The organism is Roseburia sp. AF22-2LB, from assembly GCF_003461125.1.
Lineage (GTDB): Bacteria > Bacillota > Clostridia > Lachnospirales > Lachnospiraceae > Roseburia_C > Roseburia_C amylophila.
The window spans coordinates 188,903-207,208 of sequence record NZ_QTWM01000002.1 but is presented as its reverse complement, the minus strand read 5'-3'; the positions used below and the strand labels follow the sequence as shown (position 1 = coordinate 207,208).

Annotated in this window: 24 protein-coding genes and 1 pseudogene; 19 read left to right on the top strand and 6 right to left on the bottom strand. The window is 37.3% G+C overall.

Annotated features, from left to right (window positions below; genetic code table 11):
- The first annotated feature begins 51 nt into the window (after positions 1-51).
- From rpmE to prfA, 4 genes are all read left to right on the top strand, one after another.
- Positions 52-252, top strand: a complete 201-nt coding sequence (rpmE, locus tag DWX96_RS03615) for a 50S ribosomal protein L31 (RefSeq protein WP_022243129.1) — start codon at positions 52-54, stop codon at positions 250-252.
- 80 nt (positions 253-332) lie between these two features.
- A complete protein-coding gene (locus DWX96_RS03610; protein ID WP_118056814.1) occupies positions 333-1,253 on the top strand; it encodes a DUF1385 domain-containing protein in 921 nt (306 codons plus the stop codon).
- Between the two features lie 18 nt (positions 1,254-1,271).
- A complete protein-coding gene (gene prmC / locus DWX96_RS03605) occupies positions 1,272-2,102 on the top strand; it encodes a peptide chain release factor N(5)-glutamine methyltransferase (protein WP_117699008.1) in 831 nt (276 codons plus the stop codon).
- 1 nt (position 2,103) lies between these two features.
- A complete protein-coding gene (gene prfA / locus DWX96_RS03600; protein ID WP_022243126.1) occupies positions 2,104-3,177 on the top strand; it encodes a peptide chain release factor 1 in 1,074 nt (357 codons plus the stop codon).
- 476 nt (positions 3,178-3,653) lie between these two features.
- On the opposite strand, the gene DWX96_RS03595 is transcribed toward prfA, so the two are convergent.
- From DWX96_RS03595 to DWX96_RS03585, 3 genes are all read right to left on the bottom strand, one after another.
- Entirely contained in the window at positions 3,654-4,097 is a 444-nt protein-coding gene (locus DWX96_RS03595) for a GNAT family N-acetyltransferase (protein WP_117840906.1), read from the bottom strand.
- Positions 4,098-4,157: 60 nt separating this feature from the next.
- Positions 4,158-4,658, bottom strand: a complete 501-nt coding sequence (locus tag DWX96_RS03590) for a helix-turn-helix domain-containing protein (protein ID WP_197420879.1) — start codon at positions 4,656-4,658, stop codon at positions 4,158-4,160.
- A 140-nt stretch (positions 4,659-4,798) separates the two neighbouring features.
- Positions 4,799-5,380, bottom strand: coding sequence for a methyltransferase family protein (locus DWX96_RS03585; RefSeq protein ID WP_117840908.1), 582 nt, complete (start codon positions 5,378-5,380; stop codon positions 4,799-4,801).
- A 292-nt stretch (positions 5,381-5,672) separates the two neighbouring features.
- On the opposite strand from DWX96_RS03585, the gene DWX96_RS03580 reads away from it, so the two are divergent.
- Positions 5,673-5,933, top strand: coding sequence for a type II toxin-antitoxin system Phd/YefM family antitoxin (locus tag DWX96_RS03580; protein ID WP_117699361.1), 261 nt, complete (start codon positions 5,673-5,675; stop codon positions 5,931-5,933).
- Between the two features lie 245 nt (positions 5,934-6,178).
- Here DWX96_RS03580 and DWX96_RS03575 read toward each other — a convergent pair whose 3' ends face one another.
- Positions 6,179-6,781, bottom strand: coding sequence for a Type 1 glutamine amidotransferase-like domain-containing protein (locus DWX96_RS03575; RefSeq protein ID WP_117840910.1), 603 nt, complete (start codon positions 6,779-6,781; stop codon positions 6,179-6,181).
- 305 nt (positions 6,782-7,086) lie between these two features.
- Here DWX96_RS03575 and DWX96_RS03570 point away from each other — a divergent pair, with 305 nt between their 5' ends.
- The 11 genes and pseudogenes from DWX96_RS03570 (at position 7,087) to DWX96_RS03510 (ending at position 13,153) form a co-directional block, all read left to right on the top strand.
- A complete protein-coding gene (locus tag DWX96_RS03570; protein WP_117699361.1) occupies positions 7,087-7,347 on the top strand; it encodes a type II toxin-antitoxin system Phd/YefM family antitoxin in 261 nt (86 codons plus the stop codon).
- Positions 7,337-7,648, top strand: a complete 312-nt coding sequence (locus DWX96_RS03565; protein WP_118056812.1) for a type II toxin-antitoxin system RelE/ParE family toxin — start codon at positions 7,337-7,339, stop codon at positions 7,646-7,648. Before DWX96_RS03570 ends, DWX96_RS03565 begins: the two co-directional genes overlap by 11 nt.
- A gap of 448 nt (positions 7,649-8,096) precedes the next feature.
- Positions 8,097-8,369: a hypothetical protein gene (locus tag DWX96_RS03560; RefSeq protein WP_242986327.1), complete on the top strand. Its 273-nt coding sequence runs from the start codon at positions 8,097-8,099 to the stop codon at positions 8,367-8,369.
- Positions 8,370-8,474: 105 nt separating this feature from the next.
- Positions 8,475-9,362 (top strand): annotated as a pseudogene (locus DWX96_RS03555) (type IV secretory system conjugative DNA transfer family protein); the annotation flags it as partial.
- 473 nt (positions 9,363-9,835) lie between these two features.
- Positions 9,836-10,393 carry a hypothetical protein gene (locus DWX96_RS03545; protein WP_242988719.1) on the top strand — a complete coding sequence of 186 codons (558 nt, stop codon included), beginning with the start codon at positions 9,836-9,838 and terminating at the stop codon, positions 10,391-10,393.
- Between the two features lie 4 nt (positions 10,394-10,397).
- Positions 10,398-10,646: a hypothetical protein gene (locus tag DWX96_RS03540; protein WP_117840915.1), complete on the top strand. Its 249-nt coding sequence runs from the start codon at positions 10,398-10,400 to the stop codon at positions 10,644-10,646.
- On the top strand, positions 10,633-10,854 hold the full coding sequence (locus DWX96_RS03535) for a hypothetical protein (protein ID WP_242986320.1): 222 nt from the start codon (positions 10,633-10,635) through the stop codon (positions 10,852-10,854). The genes DWX96_RS03540 and DWX96_RS03535 overlap by 14 nt, the downstream gene beginning before the upstream one ends.
- A gap of 250 nt (positions 10,855-11,104) precedes the next feature.
- The gene (locus DWX96_RS03530; protein ID WP_242986319.1) at positions 11,105-11,419 is read left to right on the top strand and encodes an XRE family transcriptional regulator; all 315 of its coding nucleotides are present in this window, start codon (positions 11,105-11,107) and stop codon (positions 11,417-11,419) included.
- A gap of 284 nt (positions 11,420-11,703) precedes the next feature.
- Positions 11,704-11,943: a DUF6061 family protein gene (locus DWX96_RS03520; protein ID WP_005604353.1), complete on the top strand. Its 240-nt coding sequence runs from the start codon at positions 11,704-11,706 to the stop codon at positions 11,941-11,943.
- Positions 11,944-12,200: 257 nt separating this feature from the next.
- Positions 12,201-12,470 (top strand): autorepressor SdpR family transcription factor, encoded by a 270-nt coding sequence (locus tag DWX96_RS03515; protein ID WP_005604351.1) that lies wholly within the window; start codon positions 12,201-12,203, stop codon positions 12,468-12,470.
- The gene (locus DWX96_RS03510) at positions 12,467-13,153 is read left to right on the top strand and encodes an SdpI family protein (protein ID WP_105309369.1); all 687 of its coding nucleotides are present in this window, start codon (positions 12,467-12,469) and stop codon (positions 13,151-13,153) included. The genes DWX96_RS03515 and DWX96_RS03510 overlap by 4 nt, the downstream gene beginning before the upstream one ends.
- An 85-nt stretch (positions 13,154-13,238) precedes the next feature.
- Here the strand turns inward: DWX96_RS03510 and DWX96_RS03505 are convergent, their stop codons facing one another.
- Together DWX96_RS03505 and DWX96_RS03500 are read right to left on the bottom strand one after the other, a co-directional pair.
- Positions 13,239-14,765 carry a MobA/MobL family protein gene (locus tag DWX96_RS03505; RefSeq protein WP_105309368.1) on the bottom strand — a complete coding sequence of 509 codons (1,527 nt, stop codon included), beginning with the start codon at positions 14,763-14,765 and terminating at the stop codon, positions 13,239-13,241.
- A 350-nt stretch (positions 14,766-15,115) separates the two neighbouring features.
- Positions 15,116-15,346 carry a helix-turn-helix domain-containing protein gene (locus tag DWX96_RS03500; RefSeq protein WP_005604346.1) on the bottom strand — a complete coding sequence of 77 codons (231 nt, stop codon included), beginning with the start codon at positions 15,344-15,346 and terminating at the stop codon, positions 15,116-15,118.
- Between the two features lie 175 nt (positions 15,347-15,521).
- On the opposite strand from DWX96_RS03500, the gene DWX96_RS03495 reads away from it, so the two are divergent.
- The 3 genes from DWX96_RS03495 (at position 15,522) to DWX96_RS03485 (ending at position 18,159) form a co-directional block, all read left to right on the top strand.
- Complete coding sequence (locus tag DWX96_RS03495) at positions 15,522-16,142, top strand: helix-turn-helix domain-containing protein (protein WP_005604344.1); 621 nt, start codon at positions 15,522-15,524, stop codon at positions 16,140-16,142.
- 84 nt (positions 16,143-16,226) lie between these two features.
- Complete coding sequence (locus tag DWX96_RS03490) at positions 16,227-17,525, top strand: tyrosine-type recombinase/integrase (protein WP_118056810.1); 1,299 nt, start codon at positions 16,227-16,229, stop codon at positions 17,523-17,525.
- Between the two features lie 397 nt (positions 17,526-17,922).
- Positions 17,923-18,159 carry a hypothetical protein gene (locus DWX96_RS03485; RefSeq protein ID WP_117699318.1) on the top strand — a complete coding sequence of 79 codons (237 nt, stop codon included), beginning with the start codon at positions 17,923-17,925 and terminating at the stop codon, positions 18,157-18,159.
- Positions 18,160-18,306 lie beyond the last annotated feature (147 nt).

The following is an 18,306-nucleotide window of genomic DNA, read 5'->3' as shown; positions in this document are numbered from 1 at the left end:
TTAGACAAATGTCGTAATTGCGAAGCAATTCATATATGAGAGGTGAGAGACATGAGAGAAGGAATCCATCCAGATTATTATCAGGCAACAGTTACATGTAACTGTGGTAACACATTCGTAACTGGTTCAACCAAAGAGGATATTCACGTTGAAATTTGTTCCAAATGCCATCCATTCTATACTGGACAGCAGAAAGCTAACCAGGCTCGTGGACGTATTGAGCAGTTCAATAAGAAATACGGCATGAAATAGAAATTGCACAATGTGACTGAAAGATAAGGTTGAGGTTTCTAATCTCAACCTTTTTTTAGAAACAGGAAGAGAGGTCACACATGAAATATTCGGGAATCGGTGGACAGGCAGTTTTAGAAGGCGTAATGATGAAAAATAAGGAAAAGTACGCCGTGGCAGTCCGGAAGCCGGATGGAGAGATTACCGTTGATACCAAAGAGTATTATGGACTGATTAAAAACAAGACATTGCGGAACATTCCGATTTTACGTGGAGTGTTAAGTTTTGTGGAGTCTTTGACACTTGGAATATCAACGCTTACATATTCCGCATCTTTCTTTGAAGAGGATGAGGAAGACACCAAAGCAAAAAAGAAAGAATTATCAAAAGAGGCAGCAGCAAAAAAAGAAAAGGCAGAAATGGGTATTACTGTTGCATTTTCCTTTGTACTTGCCATTGGAATCTTTATGATTCTGCCATATTATCTTTCTTTGATTTTTCAGAAATTTATTACATCCCATGTGGCACTGGCGCTGATTGAAGGTATCATCCGAATGATGATTTTTTTGGCATATATTGCTTCAATTTCCTTAATGAAGGATATCCAGCGTGTATTCATGTATCACGGAGCAGAGCACAAATGCATTAACTGCATTGAACATGGAATGGAGCTGAATGTAGAAAACGTGAGAAAGAGTTCCAGACTGCATAAGCGGTGTGGTACAAGTTTTCTCCTGTTTGTAATGATTATCAGTATTATTTTCTTTGCATTTATTGATGTAAAGAGCCGGATTTTGAAGGTAGTGCTTCGTTTGCTGCTGATACCGGTGATTGCTGGTGTGTCATATGAATTTATCCGGCTTGCCGGAAAAAGTGATAATCCGGTAGTGAATTTCTTAAGTAAACCTGGATTGTGGCTGCAGAGGCTTACAACAAGAGAACCGGATGATTCTATGATTGAGGTTGGTATTGCTTCCGTGGAAGCAGTATTTGACTGGAAAAAATATTTGAGCGAAATGTAAAAGAAAAGGGCGTAATATATGACTTATAGAGAGGCAGTGGAATTTGGTACAAAGTGTCTTACAGATGCAGGAGTGCCGGATGCCGCACTGGATGCATGGTATCTTTTACAGATGGTATGCAGGATTGAACGCAGTTACTACTACGTTCACGGGGAAGAAGATATTACACAGGATGCTCAGAAAGAATATGAGATTGCAGTACAGAAACGAGCTGAACATATTCCGCTACAGTATATTATTGGAGAACAGGAATTTATGGGGCTTCGATTCAAAGTAAATTCCAATGTTCTGATACCGCGGCAGGATACCGAGACTTTAGTGGAGCAGGTATTGAAGATTGTAAAGCCGGGGATGAAAGTATTAGACCTTTGTACAGGGTCTGGTTGTGTATTAATCAGTGTGTTGAAAAATGCACCGGAACTTACCGGTGTTGGAAGTGATATTTCGAAAACTGCATTGCTGGTAGCGAAAGAAAATGCAAAGATGCATGAAGTGGATGCGGACTGGATACGCAGTGATTTATTTGATAATATTACCGAGACTTTTGATGTAATCATGGCGAATCCGCCTTATATACCGACAGGAGAGATTCTGTCACTGATGCCGGAGGTGCGGGATTTTGAGCCGGAAAACGCATTGGATGGCGGAGCGGATGGTCTTGATTTTTATCGGAAGATTGCCGGACAGGTAAAGGATTATTTGAATCCTGGCGGATATGTTTACATGGAAATTGGTTATGACCAGGGAGAAGCAGTCTCTGAGCTGATGCGTAACGCAGGATTTACAGAAGTTGAAGTAATCAAAGACCTTGCACGAAATGATCGTGTGGTAAAAGGGAAAGGAAATTAAAATGTTTGATCGTTTAGAGGATTTATTGATTCGTTATGAAGAGTTGATGAGTGAGTTAAGTGAACCGGATGTGGCAAATAATCCGGAGCGTTTTCGTAAGCTGATGAAGGAGCAGAGCGATTTAACTCCTATCGTGGAAGCTTATAAAGAATACAAACAGTGTAAGCAGAATATTGAAGATTCGCTTGCTATGCTGGACGAAGAAACAGACGAAGAAATGAAGGAGCTTGCAAAGGAAGAATTAAATGATTCCAAGGCAAGAGTAGAAGAATTAGAGCAGAAACTGAAAATTCTTCTTCTTCCAAAGGATCCGAATGATGATAAGAATGTCATTGTGGAAATCCGTGCCGGTGCCGGCGGAGATGAGGCAGCTTTGTTTGCAGCTGAGATTTACCGTATGTATGTCCATTATGCAGAGAGCAGACGCTGGAAAGTTGAGACGATGGAATGCGAAGAAATCGGAATCGGTGGAATGAAGAGTGTTACTTTCATGATTACCGGACAGGGCGCTTACTCTGTTATGAAATATGAATCTGGTGTACATCGTGTACAGCGTGTACCTGAGACAGAGTCCGGCGGACGTATCCATACGTCTACCATTACAGTAGCAGTAATGCCGGAGGCAGAAGAAGTTGATGTCCAGATTGATGAAAAGGATATCCGAATCGACGTTATGCGTGCATCCGGAAACGGTGGACAGTGTGTCAATACTACAGACTCTGCGGTTCGTCTGACTCATTATCCAACCGGAATTGTAATCTACAGCCAGACAGAGAAATCACAGCTTCAGAATAAAGAGAAAGCATTTGCCCTTTTGCGTGCTAAATTATACGACATAGAATGCCAGAAGGCGCATGATGCAGAAGCAGAAGCCAGAAGAAGCCAGATTGGTACTGGTGACCGTTCGGAGAAGATTCGTACTTATAACTTTCCACAGGGACGTGTAACCGACCACAGAATCAATCTTACGCTCTATAAACTGGATAAAATCATGAATGGTGACATCCAGGAAATCTTAGATGCTCTGATTGCAGCAGACCAGGCAGCAAAATTGGCGAAGATGAATGAGAATTAATATGAATTAGTAAGAATCAAGAAAAGCGGTCTTTTGGTTAGGTCAAAGGATTGCTTTTTTCTTGCTTTACAGGAAATTGCTTTCCTGTAAAGTAAAAAACGCTTCGCGAGGATGCGCACTGCGGCGTATAAGGTAGATGTCGCAAGCGACCGCCGCAGGTGCGAGAATGTGCCAAGGTACATTCTTTGTTGTGGGTATTAGGATACTTTGGAGAGTCAAGTATTAGAGTCTATAAGAAAACAAGAATGGAAGAGTAAATAGAAATCTCCCTTTTTACAAAAGTGTGTCTGATGCATACTAACTCATAATTATACGAAACACCACTCTTTTATTCATTTTTCTATTCACTTCTTACTAATGGCTATTCATTTTTACTTTAAGTTGTCGTGCAATTTATTAGAATGGAATTTTTGAAAGAGCCAGCATCTTGAATGGGCTGACTCTTTCAATGTCACCTGTAATTGACAAACTGGAAGTTATAAACATCTTTGCAAATATACCATATCTATTAACTGTACACCACACTCATAAATTGGGTGGTCATAATTGTCCGTAAAGAAATTCGGAATATTGTGAGATCGGACAAATCCGCATTTTTCATAAAACGGTACGGTCAACGGGCTGTCACCTGTTCCAACCTGCAAAATAGAATATTCATCTGAATATTTACTTACAAGGAAGTCAATCAATGCTTTCCCATAGCCCTGTCCTTGATTCTGAGGATCAACTGCAATATTTTTAATTTCAAGTATTCCATTATCTTCATCAGTAACGACACATTCAGCTTTTACATTACCATCTTCAAGTACATACATAGTACCTTTTTCAAGATAGTGATCAATCATATTTTCCTGCTCATCAGCTAATAACAATAATGCTATAAATTGCTTTTTATTCTCATTCACTTCTCGGATTTTCATATCTATTACTCCGTCAAACTAGAATTTTACGGTCTATCAGACTTTTTATTTACAGTTGTACTATCGTTTCATTTTTCGTCTTGCCTTAATCTTTCCTAAAAGTCCAGAAAGATACATTGCAAGGACTATTAACATACCACAATCTAACCCAAGACCTGCACTTGCTACTCTTTCATAGACACTTCCAGGTGTATCTAGTCCTGTAAATTCAATAATCACAAACGCAATCATTCCTATTATTGCAATAACCGTAAGTACAAATAACTTTCCTTTAATTTTTTGATTAATTGTCTCTGTATAATCAGATAATTTCAATACTGTTTCTTTTATTTCTTCATTCATATTCTCGCTTTTCCTTTCTCCACCAATGATTTCAGGTATACTAACATCATAAAAATCAGCCAATTCAGCCAACAAACTAATATCAGGCATATTAGAACCTGTTTCCCATCTAGAAACCGTTCGGCCTGAAACTTTTATCTTTTCAGCAAGCTGTTCCTGTGTAATATTCTTTTCTTTCCTAAGTTCTTTTAAGAAACGTCCAATCTTTTTCTGATCCATACTGTTTCCTCCTTTCATTGACAGAGTAATATTATTCTACTAAACATAACACGACACAAAGCGAGAAAATGCCGTATTTACGCTATTGGACAAATCTGTCTAGTATTATTTATATTGGCTTTAGCCCCAAGAACTTCAAGTTATCTTTTTCTTCCTAAATATCGGCATACTTTTGATTTGTATTGCAGGTACTCATTTCCGAATGCTTCTATCAAAAAATCTTCCTCTACATTGACTATCTGCAAATGAAAAAATACCACTGCAAAACCTGTGGCAAAGCAAAGGAACCAATTAAAGAACGAAAACAATATTCCTATATACATTAAATCAAAACCCAAAAATGCAGGATTTCTGCTAATAGAATAGATGCCCGCTGTTACCAAAATGGTCCTTTCTTCTTTTTGCACACCTGCTCTCCAATTCTCCTTCATCTGTGTAACAGAAACAATAAAAGCAAGTACACCGAACATTGTTATTACAACTCCTGTAAATTGCAACACAATATGTGCTGTTCCCGAATAAAACACAATACTGATAATCTGTATTACAGGAAGCAAATATGTGATTATTTTAAGAGCCACTTCTATAAATTTGACAAATCCCTCTTTTCCTTTTCCTAATTGATCTGTCTTTATGCCTTGCTTTTTCTGACTAATCAGCTTTGCAAAATAGCAGATGTAGAACACTGCCATCAGTGAAATTGTAACAATTTTTATTATCATCGTGTACCTCCAAACTCCGATTTGTATAACAGTAGTCTAACACACGTTGTTAAAAAATACTACAGCCAAGCCAATGTCTGTAATTTGCCCTAAAATTTCATTTTATGGAATTTGGACTACTTGATTTTCTAATTGCATACGTAATTCGTGAAATGTATAATTATACTGTTGATACATCAGACACACAAATGTAAATAGGGACATAAAAATTAAAAATTTCACTTTACGTGATAATTAAATTGAAAAAGACATAATTATGGTATAATTAGACCATAAATAGGAGGTGCACATTATGCCACAAATAATTCCAATTAAAGATTTGAAGAATACATCAGAGATATCTGATATGTGTCATAAAGCAGAGGAACCAATTTATATTACGAAAAATGGATATGGAGATATGGTAATTATGAGCATGGAGACTTATGAGTCAACCATGAGACAGATTGCTATGTACAGAGATATTGAAATATCTGAAAAGCAAATAGAGGAAGGACAGGTAAAGGATGCCAGAACTGCGCTTAGAGAAATGAGGGCGAAGTATGGCATATAAAATAAATGTTGCGGAGCATGCGGATGAACTACTTGATAATCTTATGCATTATTTAATTTACTCCCTTTTTACAAAAGTGTGTCTGATGCATACTAACTCATAATTATACGAAACACCACTCTTTTATTCATTTTTACTTTAAGTTGTCGTGCAATTTATTAGAATGGAATTTTTGAAAGAGCCAGCATCTTGAATGGGCTGACTCTTTCAATGTCACCTGTAATTGACAAACTGGAATTTTCAAATTAGTCTTTGCAAATAACCTTTGAATCTTCACCATCAATTACAATTCCCTGACGGTTGTTAATTGGGCATAGATTCAAATCCGAAAACTCAGTCATTATTTTCTCGGTAACTTTCTTAAATGGTGCTGTAAGATAATGCGGAAGAACATAGAAATCAATCAAATCAATCCCTGCATCATCTTCTTGTGAGTAGTCCTCCGGCTTTTCATCCATTTGCTCGATATATTGGATGTTTGGAGCGCATATAATTGCGCCTGCCGACTCGCCGATCATCAATTTTCCATTTGCCAATTCCTTTTTCAGCAGTCCATCAGTTCCCGTTTTACGGAGCTGGTCCATAAGAAAGAAAGAATTTCCACCGGTAAAATATATTACATCTGCTTCTTCAAAAACAGACTGTATCGTTGAATAAGCCTCCGTTGAAATATCAATTTCAGTTATGATCGCTCCCAACTTTTTGAATAATTTTCGAGCCGAGCCGACATAACCGGTGTAGCCTTCACGCAGTGAAGCTGTTGGAATAAATGCGACTTTCTTATTTTCAATTTCTTCCTTTATCAGACTTCCTACACTTGAAAAGTGCGAACATAAAAATAATTTCATCAATATTCTCCTTTATAAATTCCGATTTGTATAACAGTAGTCTAACACACGTTGTTAAAAAATACTACAGCCAAGCCAATGTCTGTAATTTGCCCTAAAATTTCATTTTATGGAATTTGGACTACTTGATTTTCTAATTGCATACGTAATTCGTGAAATGTATAATTATACTGTTGATACATCAGACACACAAATGTAAATAGGGACATAGAAATTAAAAATTAAAAATTTCACTTTACGTGATAATTAAATTGAAAAAAGACATAATTATGGTATAATTAGACCATGAATAGGAGGTGTACATTATGCCACAAATAATTCCAATTAAAGATTTGAAGAATACATCAGAGATATCTGATATGTGTCATAAAGCAGAGGAACCAATTTATATTACGAAAAATGGATATGGAGATATGGTAATTATGAGCATGGAGACTTATGAGTCAACCATGAGACAGATTGCTATGTACAGAGATATTGAAATATCTGAAAAGCAAATAGAGGAAGGACAGGTAAAGGATGCCAGAACTGCGCTTAGAGAAATGAGGGCGAAGTATGGCATATAAAATAAATGTTACTGAACATGCGAATGAACTGCTTGATAATCTTGTGTATCATTTAATTTATTGCTTAAGGAATGAACAGGCAGCAAAGCATCTGTTGGATAGTATAGATACTATCTGTGACAGGCTAGAGGTTAATCCATTTCAGTTCGCAGAGTGCAGAGATGCATATCTTGCTAAAAGAGGATATCGTGAGGCAGTTGTGTCACAGATGAATTATATTATCGTTTTTGATGTGAGAGCGGATGTTGTAAATGTAGTTGGTATTTTTCATCAGTTAGAGGATTATCAAAGTAAATTATAAAAAATGTGTTGTATTCATCCTACAAATTAAATTTAGTATAATAGAAATACTGCAAAGTAAAATTTAGTAATGGAAGATATTGCAACTAATAAAAATGACAGGTCTGTTAGTTCCGTATAAATAAAATTCAAGTCCCTATTTACATTTGTGTGTCTGATGTATCAACAGTATAATTATACATTTCACGAATTGCGTATGCAATTAGAAAATCAAGTATTCCAAATTCAAATACAATACCATAAGGCTTTCCAGATAATCTGGGAAGCCTTTTTATATTCATAGGGTGCATTTAAGGGTATGAATTTTGTTTATGCAAGGAGGTTCATGCCATGGCACTCACCAATGAAGAGCTACAGTATTTGATCGTAATGGTCCATATCTTGCTACCAAGAAGATTGGAAAAAATAATCCCAAAACTGAACAGATTGAGCAGGATAATAAACTGCGGATGGACTGGAATCGGGAGGTTGACAGAGCAATCATAAGTGATGTTCCTATGGATGAGATTTTACAGAAAAAAAGGGAACATATCACAGAACCGATAAAAAGGTCGATTGAACTGTATGGAAACAAACCACAACGATTAGCATTGATACTTAATATGGCGATTACGGAACTTGTACTACTGATATCGAAGGTGCTTGAAGCAGCCAGAACTATTCGGAATAAGATACTGCATACAGATGTTGAAAATGATATAATCATAACTTCTTTGGATTGAAATTGTAATATTTAACATAGTGCAGAGGGGCTGTAAAAAAGTCCCATTGTTACGAACATAATGCCGTATCCGGCATAACCTTAAATGCGACAGCATTTGTATAAGTCACGCATCATCATTCAGAACTTTGCCCAGTTAAAGGCACTTTTCAAAGATACCTGGGAGACAATTCCCGGCAACTGCGATACTTTCATTTATCTTGGAGGCAATGAGCAGAGTACACACAAGTATGTCTCGGAGCTTTTGTGCAAAGGGACGATTGATAAGAAGTCAAGCGGGGAGACAAAGGGCAGACAGGGAAGCTCTTCAAGAAACTATGATGTATTAGGAAGAGAACTGTTTACACCCGATGAGGTCAGAAAGCTGGATAACAAAAAGTGTATTATCTTTATCCGTGGTTTTGTTCCTATCATGGACAATAAGTTCATACCATTCAATCATCCGATGTTTAACCAGACAGCAGATGGCAAGGGAGAGCCTTATGTTCATCAGATAATGGGAGCAGATAATCTTATCGGTCCACCATTTGAGATTCTGTCAGATAAGGCAGTTAAGTATTATGAAAAACTGAAGGATAAGGGCGAGAATGTGTATATAGATTCTCTTACCTATGAGCAGTTTATGATGCTTGGTGATGCGGAATTAAGCAGAAGATTCTCAATGCAGGATGAAGCAGAGCAGAAGGCAAAGATTGACAGGGAGCAAGCAAATGAGCTTGAGTATGTCGATGAATCGCAGAAGTCTGATGCTGCAGAAAGTGCCAATGCGTCTAATGGAAGTACTGGAGCTAAGCCTGTAAGGAATCCTGAGAGGGAAAAGCCTAAGTGGGAGGATACCATCACAAACAGAATGCTACACTGGTCATATACACCGGAGCAGAAGGAAGAGGTGAAGAAAGCACTTGCTGCAGGAGTTCCGAAGGCAACGATTCTTACTTACTTTTATGCGGAGGTAACTGTGGAGAAGATGAGTTCATATCGGAATAAGCATTAAATGATATCGCATAGGCACAGGAATTATGTTATACTGTGTCTATGTAAATGAAAATGATGTTAAATTCGTTGATATTTTAGGTAAGTAAAGCGTACAACTAAATTTAAAGAATAAGTAGAATGAACACATTAATTGTTGTATAACGTTTTTATGCAATTAAGGGTTACAATTTCGATAGGAGATATTTATGAAAAAAATTATTTTTACTGTTTTTTCAATACTAATTATATTGACTACTATATTTTTTATTGCTATTGGAACAGTTCGTGATTCACGATACTATATATTGATTTTAGTTTATATTATTGTGTACAAAATTATTTTGTCATTTACAAATAGAAGCAAAAAAAGTAAACAATATTTTTCAACATTAGAATTAAATTTTTTTGTATAATAATTATTATGGTTTTTATACAGAGAAATATATGAATAACTAAATGAATATATTATGCATGATGAGAGGTGAGAACAATTTGAAAGTTTACTATTTAGCGCTATCATTATTTTTAACGTTCTTCTTCGCACATCAGATAACGCATGTAATGTGCTTTGGCAGATATAGAGATAAAAAATGCAAAAAGAAAAAATTTTATTTTATCTATGGATTTTGGGTGGTATTTTTTGGAATATTGTGTACAATGATGGGTTCGGCATCAGGGGTGGATCATACATTTGATTATGGAATGAACTCCTTAGAATTGTATTTGGGCAAAAAAAATTATTTTGAGGGTAATGTTATTTATGCGGAAGATGACTATAAGCATAATGGTGATTTTATACTAGAGTATTATGTAAAAAATACAGAAGACATAGAAATAATATCAAAACAAATTGTGGAAGAAAATGTATTTATATTTAGAGATTACAATTTAAGTGATATAAATGTTGTATGGAAATCGGTTGATGATGAGCTTTATGTTTATGGAGGTGATGAACTTTATGCAACTATAGATGTGGAAAGAAAAGGCTTGCTAGTAAAATTAAGTTTTTATTGGAATCAAGAAAAACTGAATCAAAACATGGGAGGATAAAAGTATGGCAAAAACAAAGATTGTAAAATTTATGTGTTCAATTGTGCTTGCGGTCAGTCTGGTACTTTCTCAAAGTTATACCGCAATGGCTTCAGGTTCGTCCACAATAACTGAGCAACAGTTGGGAGTTCTATTTGATGGGATGGAAAGCATAGTAGTACAGTTGGAAGAGATGGGATTGACAGAAGAGGATATAAGTGATTTATTTGGTGTACTACCAAGAGAAGACTCTTTTTACCATGGAGAAGATTGATGAATTGCATCAGGAAATTGAACAGCTTAAAACAGAAATACCGCCAGAAGATAATTCTTCCAGTAAGTTTGAGACACAGTTAGAAAGTATCATCAATATGGAATCTTTTGACAGAGAGAAAATCCAGAAGGTAATCAAAAAAGTGATTATCAATGGAGAGGACAATATAGAGATTGTATGGAATACAGATGATCCATTTTTCAGGTAAGATGGATGTTTAAAGAGTGTGGAGTGCCGAGAAAATGTGGCACTCCTTTCTTATGCAGGCATAAATATTGCTTTCAATATACTGCAATAGCAGGTATAATGGAAAGTGATATTTGAGGGTACAAAAAAATTAAATTTTTTTTGGTCTAGGGTTGACACGAGCAGGTTTATCAGTTCCAGATTCGGATATGCTGATTACATTAGCAGATGAATTGGATACTTCTGTAAGTGTATTGCTTGGAGAAACTGTAATGGAGTCAATGACAGATGACCTAAAAGCAATCTCTGAAAAATTAGAGGTAATTAATTTACAGTTGGCAAAGAGAAACATGGTCAAAGTAAAAACGATCCGTTGGATATTTATCTCGCTATGTGCGTTTATAGTGCTTGTTTTTATTGCTCTTGCGATTATGAAAAGTTCTTATCTAGGGTGGGATTATAATAACCCGGAATTTGCAGTTGCAGGAACAATATTACATGGATTTGAATTTGTCTTTGTGAGATTAGCGCCATTTGCTTTCATTGCTTCTGTTATTGGAATCGTAATTACCTATAAGAAGCGATAAATTCAAGTTTTGATTTGACTTAATTCATAACATTTATTAACTGTTATATCTTATCCTCGTGAAGTCCGCAACCCCTTGAAAATGCTAAATTTGTAGCGAGTGAGTTTGCCCTTATGCTTTCCCTTGTGTTATATCCTTTTCCCTCATGTTACGAATGCTCACAAGGGCAAAATTAAGGGAAAGAAAATCCAGTAACAAATTATAACATGAAATGAAAATGGCAGGAAGAACGGATTGAAATGCTTTCAAAACTTTTAGAAAATTAAGGAAAGGACAGATAAGATATGAGATTGATTTATGCAAGATATAATCCGCAATGTAATAGCATAGATGTAACCACGTTTGAAAATGTAGTGCTTAGAATTGATTGCAATAAGGCAGAGGAAGGATTGAGAACTACTCCCGGCTCCCAGTGTTCGTTGAATGCTTTGGCTATTGATAATCCATTAGAATATGCAAGATTATACTTGGATGGAGAAATGCAAGTATGGGTTGATGCAGAGGATCGTTTAGATACGTGGTGATTTTGCTAATATAATATCATGATAGAGGTCTAGTACTAAAAATTCCAGAAAAATATATAGAACGTACGGTTATTCCATAATAAGAGGCAGGAATCTTAAGTTTCTAGATGTTTGAATTTTGCCTTAAGGTAAATAGAGAGGACACATTGATTTTTCAGTGTATCCCCTCTATTTAAAATTATTTTTAAATAGTTCTTGCACAAAAACAAATAGCATGCTAAAATCTATTTAAAGAAAGTTTTAAATAGGTAAAAGATATGGGAGAAACTAACATTTTTAAAGTATTGGCAGATAGCCAGCGAAGAGACATTCTTATTATGTTGAGAAATGAACGATTAAATGCCGGAGAGATTGCTGAAAAATTACAGATTACACCGGCTGCTCTTTCTTATCATTTAAAATTACTTAAAAACGCAGACTTGATATCTGAATATAAAGAGAAAAACTTTGTTTATTATGAAATCAACACTACGGTTTTCGATGAATTAATTATATGGGTTAACCAGTTTGGAGGAAAAAAAGTATGAAAAAAATAATGTGGATAGTAGCAATGATACCAGTTGTAGTTACAAGTGTTGTACTACAGTTTATGCCTGATATTATACCTATGCATCATGACTTGGAGGGAAACACTGACAGATGGGGAAGTAAAACAGAAAGCTTTATTTTTCCGGTAATTATTTTGTTTATTACACTGTTTTGGCACTTGCTAATCTATGTGTTTGAGAAAAAATCAAAAAATGCAAATACAGAAAAGGAACAGATGGAAACAAAATCTTCTGCAAAGGTATTATGTGTTGTAGGAATTTCGCAAGCAATCATGTTCGGGATTATGCATTATTTTATTCTTTATTCTTCTTGGATACAGGCAAATGCAGGTGGTGAACATGCGGTTATTGACATTGCAAAAGTTTCATGTATTTTGTGTGGTATTATATTTATTGTATTAGGAAATTTTATGACAAAGGCAAAACGAAATGCAGTAGTGGGAGTTCGAACCGTTTGGAGTATGCACAATGATAATACATGGAGAAAGAGTAACCGCTTTGGTGCAATATGTATTATTATTACGGGGTTATTGACTATCATTACAACCGTATTTACAAGTGGGATGACTGGCACAATCTTTATGTTGATTTATTTATTATTAGCAACAATTGTAACTGTGGTATACTCAAAAAAGATATATGATAAGGAAATAAAAAAATAATTTGTATCTTTATGCGAGAGGGTGAAATTCCAGTCTTTTACGGAGAGATAACAAACGAAGGGAGGCAATTGCCTCCCTTCGTTTGTTATCTACTCCTTCCACGGTTTGGTGGAGAATATGGTCTTGTTAACTCTCGCTCCTTTATGTCCTGTTTCTTAGATATAAGCCTATCGTGTAGAGACTGCGGCTTTTCTCCATACCGTTGTTTCCAATTCTTAAGGCTGTCCTGATAATCCCCATAAGCTGTCTCTGACTTATGAAATGCTTTGTAGAAGGCTTCCGCATTCTGATACCCGTATTCCTTTACGATATGGGATAATCGGGCTTTCATTCGGGAAATACGTTCCTCCAATCCGGCTATCTCTGTTGAAAGTTCGGAACGCCTTTTTGCTTTGAAGATACCTTTGCTGTCGGACAGTTCAATTTCAAGGTCACTTCGCTGTTTCTCGAGTGCAAAAATTGCTTTATTCTGTTCTTGCAGCTTTTGATAAATTTCGCATAAGTGCTTGTAAGAAACTGCTTCCGGTGATGGCTGTGGTCTTGGCGGTATGGCAGGCTTTGGTGTATCTGTCTGCTTTCTGCTTTCTTCTGGTACAGCTTTCTGCTCTTTGAAATCTGTGTTCTCCGGTCTTGCTTCAAGCTCTTTGGAAATTACTTTATCTGCAAGCTCCAGAGTTTTGAGAAATACTTTGGAGATTAACAGTTCTAATACTGCAATGGCAGTACCGATAATGGAAGATAACAGATTCGGTCTGTTTCCGTAAAGCCATACGGATTCCACAATCTTGTCCGTTATCCGTTCCTTTTTTATCTGCATGATTTCTGACTTGGAAACACCCGTTACAATCGCTCTGTCAACAGTCTGATTCCACAAGGTGCGTTTACTGTTGTCTGCCTCAATCTCGGTGGCTTTCGGATTGTTCTTACCAATCTTTTTGGTGGCAAGATACATACCGCCACGCTCAAAAACTTCTAACCGCTGGCTTTTATCCCACACATACTGATTGATAAGATTGGTATAATCCTGCTTGACGGTATCAAGGAAATTTTCAGCCTTGAAGTGTTTATCCTTAATGGAGAAAATCTGTCTTTCGTATACCTCACCTTTGTGAATCACCTTACATCTTTTACGGATATTTCCTTCTTCATCAAGTATCTCTTTCTTGGTGCGTACATGATTTCCCTTTTCGTCATAGAACATATTGCGGGTGGCAACCTTTTCTATGGGCTGTTCCAAGAGTGTACGCTCCGAAAAAATGAGATGGATGTGATAGTTGGTTTTCCGCTTATTGTGATGCAGGGCTGCGATACAGTCCGTTCCGTAAGTCTGTCTGAAATGGTCTGTAAATATCTGCAACAGTCTGTCTGGAGGATACTCCGTAAAAGATTCCGGCAGGGCTATGATCAATTCCCTTGCCTCAATACATTTCCCCTCCGTACCGCTTTTTTTAAATTCTGCCTGATTATATTTTGCAAGGTCAGTCCAAAAATTACGGTCTGTGGTTTCATATACCGCATACAGATTTTCCTGCTTCTTTGGGCTTGAAATATAATAAATTCTTCCCCGGACATTGTGGAGCTTCGTCATCTGAATAAATGAATTTCTTGGCATGTGCTTCCTCCTTTCCGTATCTGCCAAGTACGAAGCTGCAAGAAATGAGGATGGGAAACTTTCTAATGTGAAAGTGAGTAGGCTACATAGGTAGCCTGTCTACGAACATATCCGCCTGTCGGCGAAAGCTCCCAGCAGGGCGAAATACACAGAGTACAAATCGTAAGATTTGTGCGAGGGGTGTATTTCGCTCTCAAACGCCGAGGGCTTGTATAAAAAAGTTTCTTCCCCACTTCTTAAATTTCCGGTTGTATCTTAGAGGAAGCACATGGTATAATCTATTTGCGTGTAGGTATATCATGGCTTCGGTCAGATACATACCTTAGGGATGGTCTTAGGACTGTCCCTATTTAATTTGTCACATTTCTTGTGACAGCTCTGACATTTCCTTTGTCCCTTAAGTCCCTGCCTTCATTGGCGGTCATGAACTTTTCAAGCATATCCGTTTTGATAAGGACTTTCCGTCCTACCTTCAATACCGGAAGCTTTTTCCATTCTACCAGTTTCCGCAGGGTATTTCTGCCGATACCCGTATAGTCGGCAGCTTCCTCAATGGACAGTGCAATCTTCACTTCTGTCATTAAAACACCTCCTCTTGAATTGCATAATGCAATTTTGTGACTATGCCTACTATATAACTTTTATATCTTCTTGTCAAGCGTTACGAAATTTTAAAAGCAATTATTAACTTGCATATTGCAATGCTGCTTTTACTGTGTTATACTTTAGCCATACCGAAAAAGGAGGCGTATCAGAATGAAAGATAAAGAATTACGCAAGTTAATCGGTAGCAGGGCAAAACAACGCAGACTGGAATTAGGTGTCAACCAGCCTTATATAGCAGAAAAGATGGGAGTTACCGCTTCCACCATACAGCGGTATGAGGCAGGAACGATTGACAACACCAAGAAGCTTGTTCTGGATGGTCTGTCGGAAGCACTTCATGTATCAGTGGAGTGGCTGAAGGGCGAGACGGAAGAAATGACAAGTGATGTTACGGATAAAAGGGAATTACAGATTCGTGATACCATGACTTCCATTCTCTCCAAACTGCCTTATGATATGAAGGCAGACGAAGCGGATTTTTCCAAAGATTTACTGCTGCTGATGTTGAAGGAATACGAATTATTCGTTGATTCCTTTCAATATGCCTGTAAGAATTTTAAAGGGAATACGGAAGATGCCACAATTGCAAAAGTAATGGGGTTTGAATCCAATCAGGAATATAATGAGATTATGTTCCTTAGGGAAATCACCCATACGGTAAACGCACTGAACGACATGGGCGACATTGTAAGGCTCTATTCCAAGAATCCCGAAACGGCAGCCGTAAGGCTTGCAAATCTTCTTTCAGAGAAAGACTCCGAACCGGTATAGATTAGACAACCGGAGTTATGATATACTTACACGCAGAAAGCATTTCATCAGTTCCGATTGTCGATATCGAAAGGAGTAACGATTATGGCAAAAGGTTCTGTAAGAAAGAAAGGCAAGAAATGGTACTACCGCTTCTATGTGGAAGATGCAAGCGGTAATCTGGTGCAGAAGGAATTTGCAGGTACGGAAAACAAAAGCGAAACGGAAAAGCTGTTGAGGCAGGCAATGGAGGATTATGAAGCCAAGCGGTTTGTTGCAAAGGCTGAAAACATCACACTCGGAGAGTTGCTTGACCTGTGGGCTGAGGAAGAATTAAAGACAGGCACATTGAGTAATGGAACGGTTGGCAATTATCTTCAGACAATTGGGAGAATCAAACAACACCCTATCAGCAAAAGGAAACTGAAAACGGTGACTTCGGTACACCTGCAGGAGTTTATGGATTTGCTCTCATTTGGAGGCACTGTGGGAGATTTTATATCAAAAGGATATTCCATTGATTATGTAAGGTCATTTTCAGCAGTATTGCAACAGTCATTCCGGTTTGCGGTATTTCCGAAACAGTTTATTACCTTCAATCCAATGCAGTATGTGGTGATGAGGCATAAAAAGGAAGAAACGGATTTGTTTGCGGATGAAACAGCCACAGACAGAGACAAGGTTAAACCGCTTTCCTTTGAAATGTACCGGAAACTGATTGAACAGCTTGGAAAACGAAGTGGGGATGCGATTCTTCCGGTTCAGATAGCATACTTTACAGGTCTCAGACTTGGAGAGGTAGCAGGTCTGACATGGCAGGATATCAACCTTGAAGAACAGTATCTCACTGTACGCAGGAGCATCCGCTACAATGGTGCTACCCATAAGCACGAAATCGGTCCGACAAAGTGGAAAAAGATCAGGGTTGTTGACTTTGGCGATACCCTCGCAGATATTTTGAGGAATGCAAAAAAGGAACAGCACAAAAACCGTTTTCATTATGGGGAACTCTACCAGCGGAATTTTTACAGAGAAGTAATGGAAAAGAATCGGGTGCATTACGAGTATTATCATTTGGGAATGACAGAGAATGTGCCGGAAGATTACACCGAAATCTTCCTTGTATGCTTAAGGGAGGATGGTTGTCTGGAACTTCCGGCAACCATAGAAACAGCCTGCCGGACAGCAGGAAGAAAAGTACCGGAGCTTGAAGGTTTCCATTTCCACACACTGAGGCATACCTACACGACAAACCTCTTATCCAACGGGGCTCAGCCTAAGGATGTGCAGGAACTGTTAGGACACTCAGACGTGAGTACCACCATGAATGTCTACGCCCATGCTACAAGGGAAGCAAAGCGGACTTCCGCAAGACTTCTTGATAAAGTGGCAGGCAACGATTAAACAACTGAATAATGAATTTTCCCTTGTAATTATCCCATAAGGGCAAAAACAAGGGAAAAGGATACATATATAGAATTTTCAATGGCGGGAAGCCTTGAAAATAGGGGAAAGTTAAGAGAGTTAATAGATAAATTCAAGTTTGTCAATTACAGGAGACATTGAAAGAGCCAGTCCATTCAAGGTGCTGGCTTTTTCAAAATTCAAATTTAATAAATTGCACGACAACTTAGAGTAAAAAAGAATACCCATTAGTAAGAAATGAATAGAAAATGAATAAAAGTGTGGGAAAGCGAATAAAAATGAGTTAGTATGCATCAGACACACTTTTGTAAAAAGGGAGAAATTCAATTGGAAATACTATTTGAAGAAGTAGAATATATAGATGAGGTGAGCACATATGGAACAGGAAACACAGGAGCAAACTAATAAGTTTAATAATAAAATCTATTATATTCTTCCAGAGTTTTCAGGTAAGAATGTTCCTATTATAGAAGTTGCTAAACTAATGGGAAAAGACCAGCAGTTTATTCGGCAGGGAATAATAAGGGGGATTTTGCCGATTGGAGTTGCATTTAAGAAAACAATCCCAAATGGTAGTTATGAAGGGAAAGAATCATCTCAATACGATTTTTAAGTTAGCCCAAAATTATTATGGGAATATATTGGAATAATTTATAAAGAATAATATAAAAGTAATACAGGAGAGGTTATTGTGTGCCACCACCAAAAGTTAGGTTTCAAATCTAACGATTGGTGGCTGTTTTTTGCTAAATATAACTAC

Bases quoted from the DNA above. Each gene is read 5' to 3' on its own strand.
- prfA (WP_022243126.1), top strand. From the start codon at position 2,104: ATGTTTGATCGTTTAGAGGATTTATTGATTCGTTATGAAGAGTTGATG.
- DWX96_RS03590 (WP_197420879.1), bottom strand. From the start codon at position 4,658: ATGGATCAGAAAAAGATTGGACGTTTCTTAAAAGAACTTAGGAAAGAA.
- DWX96_RS03490 (WP_118056810.1), top strand. From the start codon at position 16,227: ATGGCAAAAGGTTCTGTAAGAAAGAAAGGCAAGAAATGGTACTACCGC.
- DWX96_RS03500 (WP_005604346.1), bottom strand. From the start codon at position 15,346: ATGACAGAAGTGAAGATTGCACTGTCCATTGAGGAAGCTGCCGACTAT.
- DWX96_RS03570 (WP_117699361.1), top strand. From the start codon at position 7,087: ATGCCACAAATAATTCCAATTAAAGATTTGAAGAATACATCAGAGATA.
- DWX96_RS03575 (WP_117840910.1), bottom strand. From the start codon at position 6,781: ATGAAATTATTTTTATGTTCGCACTTTTCAAGTGTAGGAAGTCTGATA.
- DWX96_RS03565 (WP_118056812.1), top strand. From the start codon at position 7,337: ATGGCATATAAAATAAATGTTACTGAACATGCGAATGAACTGCTTGAT.
- DWX96_RS03485 (WP_117699318.1), top strand. From the start codon at position 17,923: ATGGAACAGGAAACACAGGAGCAAACTAATAAGTTTAATAATAAAATC.
- rpmE (WP_022243129.1), top strand. From the start codon at position 52: ATGAGAGAAGGAATCCATCCAGATTATTATCAGGCAACAGTTACATGT.
- DWX96_RS03510 (WP_105309369.1), top strand. From the start codon at position 12,467: ATGAAAAAAATAATGTGGATAGTAGCAATGATACCAGTTGTAGTTACA.
- DWX96_RS03520 (WP_005604353.1), top strand. From the start codon at position 11,704: ATGAGATTGATTTATGCAAGATATAATCCGCAATGTAATAGCATAGAT.
- DWX96_RS03580 (WP_117699361.1), top strand. From the start codon at position 5,673: ATGCCACAAATAATTCCAATTAAAGATTTGAAGAATACATCAGAGATA.
- DWX96_RS03610 (WP_118056814.1), top strand. From the start codon at position 333: ATGAAATATTCGGGAATCGGTGGACAGGCAGTTTTAGAAGGCGTAATG.
- DWX96_RS03495 (WP_005604344.1), top strand. From the start codon at position 15,522: ATGAAAGATAAAGAATTACGCAAGTTAATCGGTAGCAGGGCAAAACAA.
- DWX96_RS03505 (WP_105309368.1), bottom strand. From the start codon at position 14,765: ATGCCAAGAAATTCATTTATTCAGATGACGAAGCTCCACAATGTCCGG.
- DWX96_RS03540 (WP_117840915.1), top strand. From the start codon at position 10,398: ATGGCAAAAACAAAGATTGTAAAATTTATGTGTTCAATTGTGCTTGCG.
- DWX96_RS03530 (WP_242986319.1), top strand. From the start codon at position 11,105: ATGGAGTCAATGACAGATGACCTAAAAGCAATCTCTGAAAAATTAGAG.
- DWX96_RS03535 (WP_242986320.1), top strand. From the start codon at position 10,633: ATGGAGAAGATTGATGAATTGCATCAGGAAATTGAACAGCTTAAAACA.
- DWX96_RS03595 (WP_117840906.1), bottom strand. From the start codon at position 4,097: ATGAAAATCCGAGAAGTGAATGAGAATAAAAAGCAATTTATAGCATTA.
- prmC (WP_117699008.1), top strand. From the start codon at position 1,272: ATGACTTATAGAGAGGCAGTGGAATTTGGTACAAAGTGTCTTACAGAT.
- DWX96_RS03560 (WP_242986327.1), top strand. From the start codon at position 8,097: ATGGACTGGAATCGGGAGGTTGACAGAGCAATCATAAGTGATGTTCCT.
- DWX96_RS03515 (WP_005604351.1), top strand. From the start codon at position 12,201: ATGGGAGAAACTAACATTTTTAAAGTATTGGCAGATAGCCAGCGAAGA.
- DWX96_RS03585 (WP_117840908.1), bottom strand. From the start codon at position 5,380: ATGATAATAAAAATTGTTACAATTTCACTGATGGCAGTGTTCTACATC.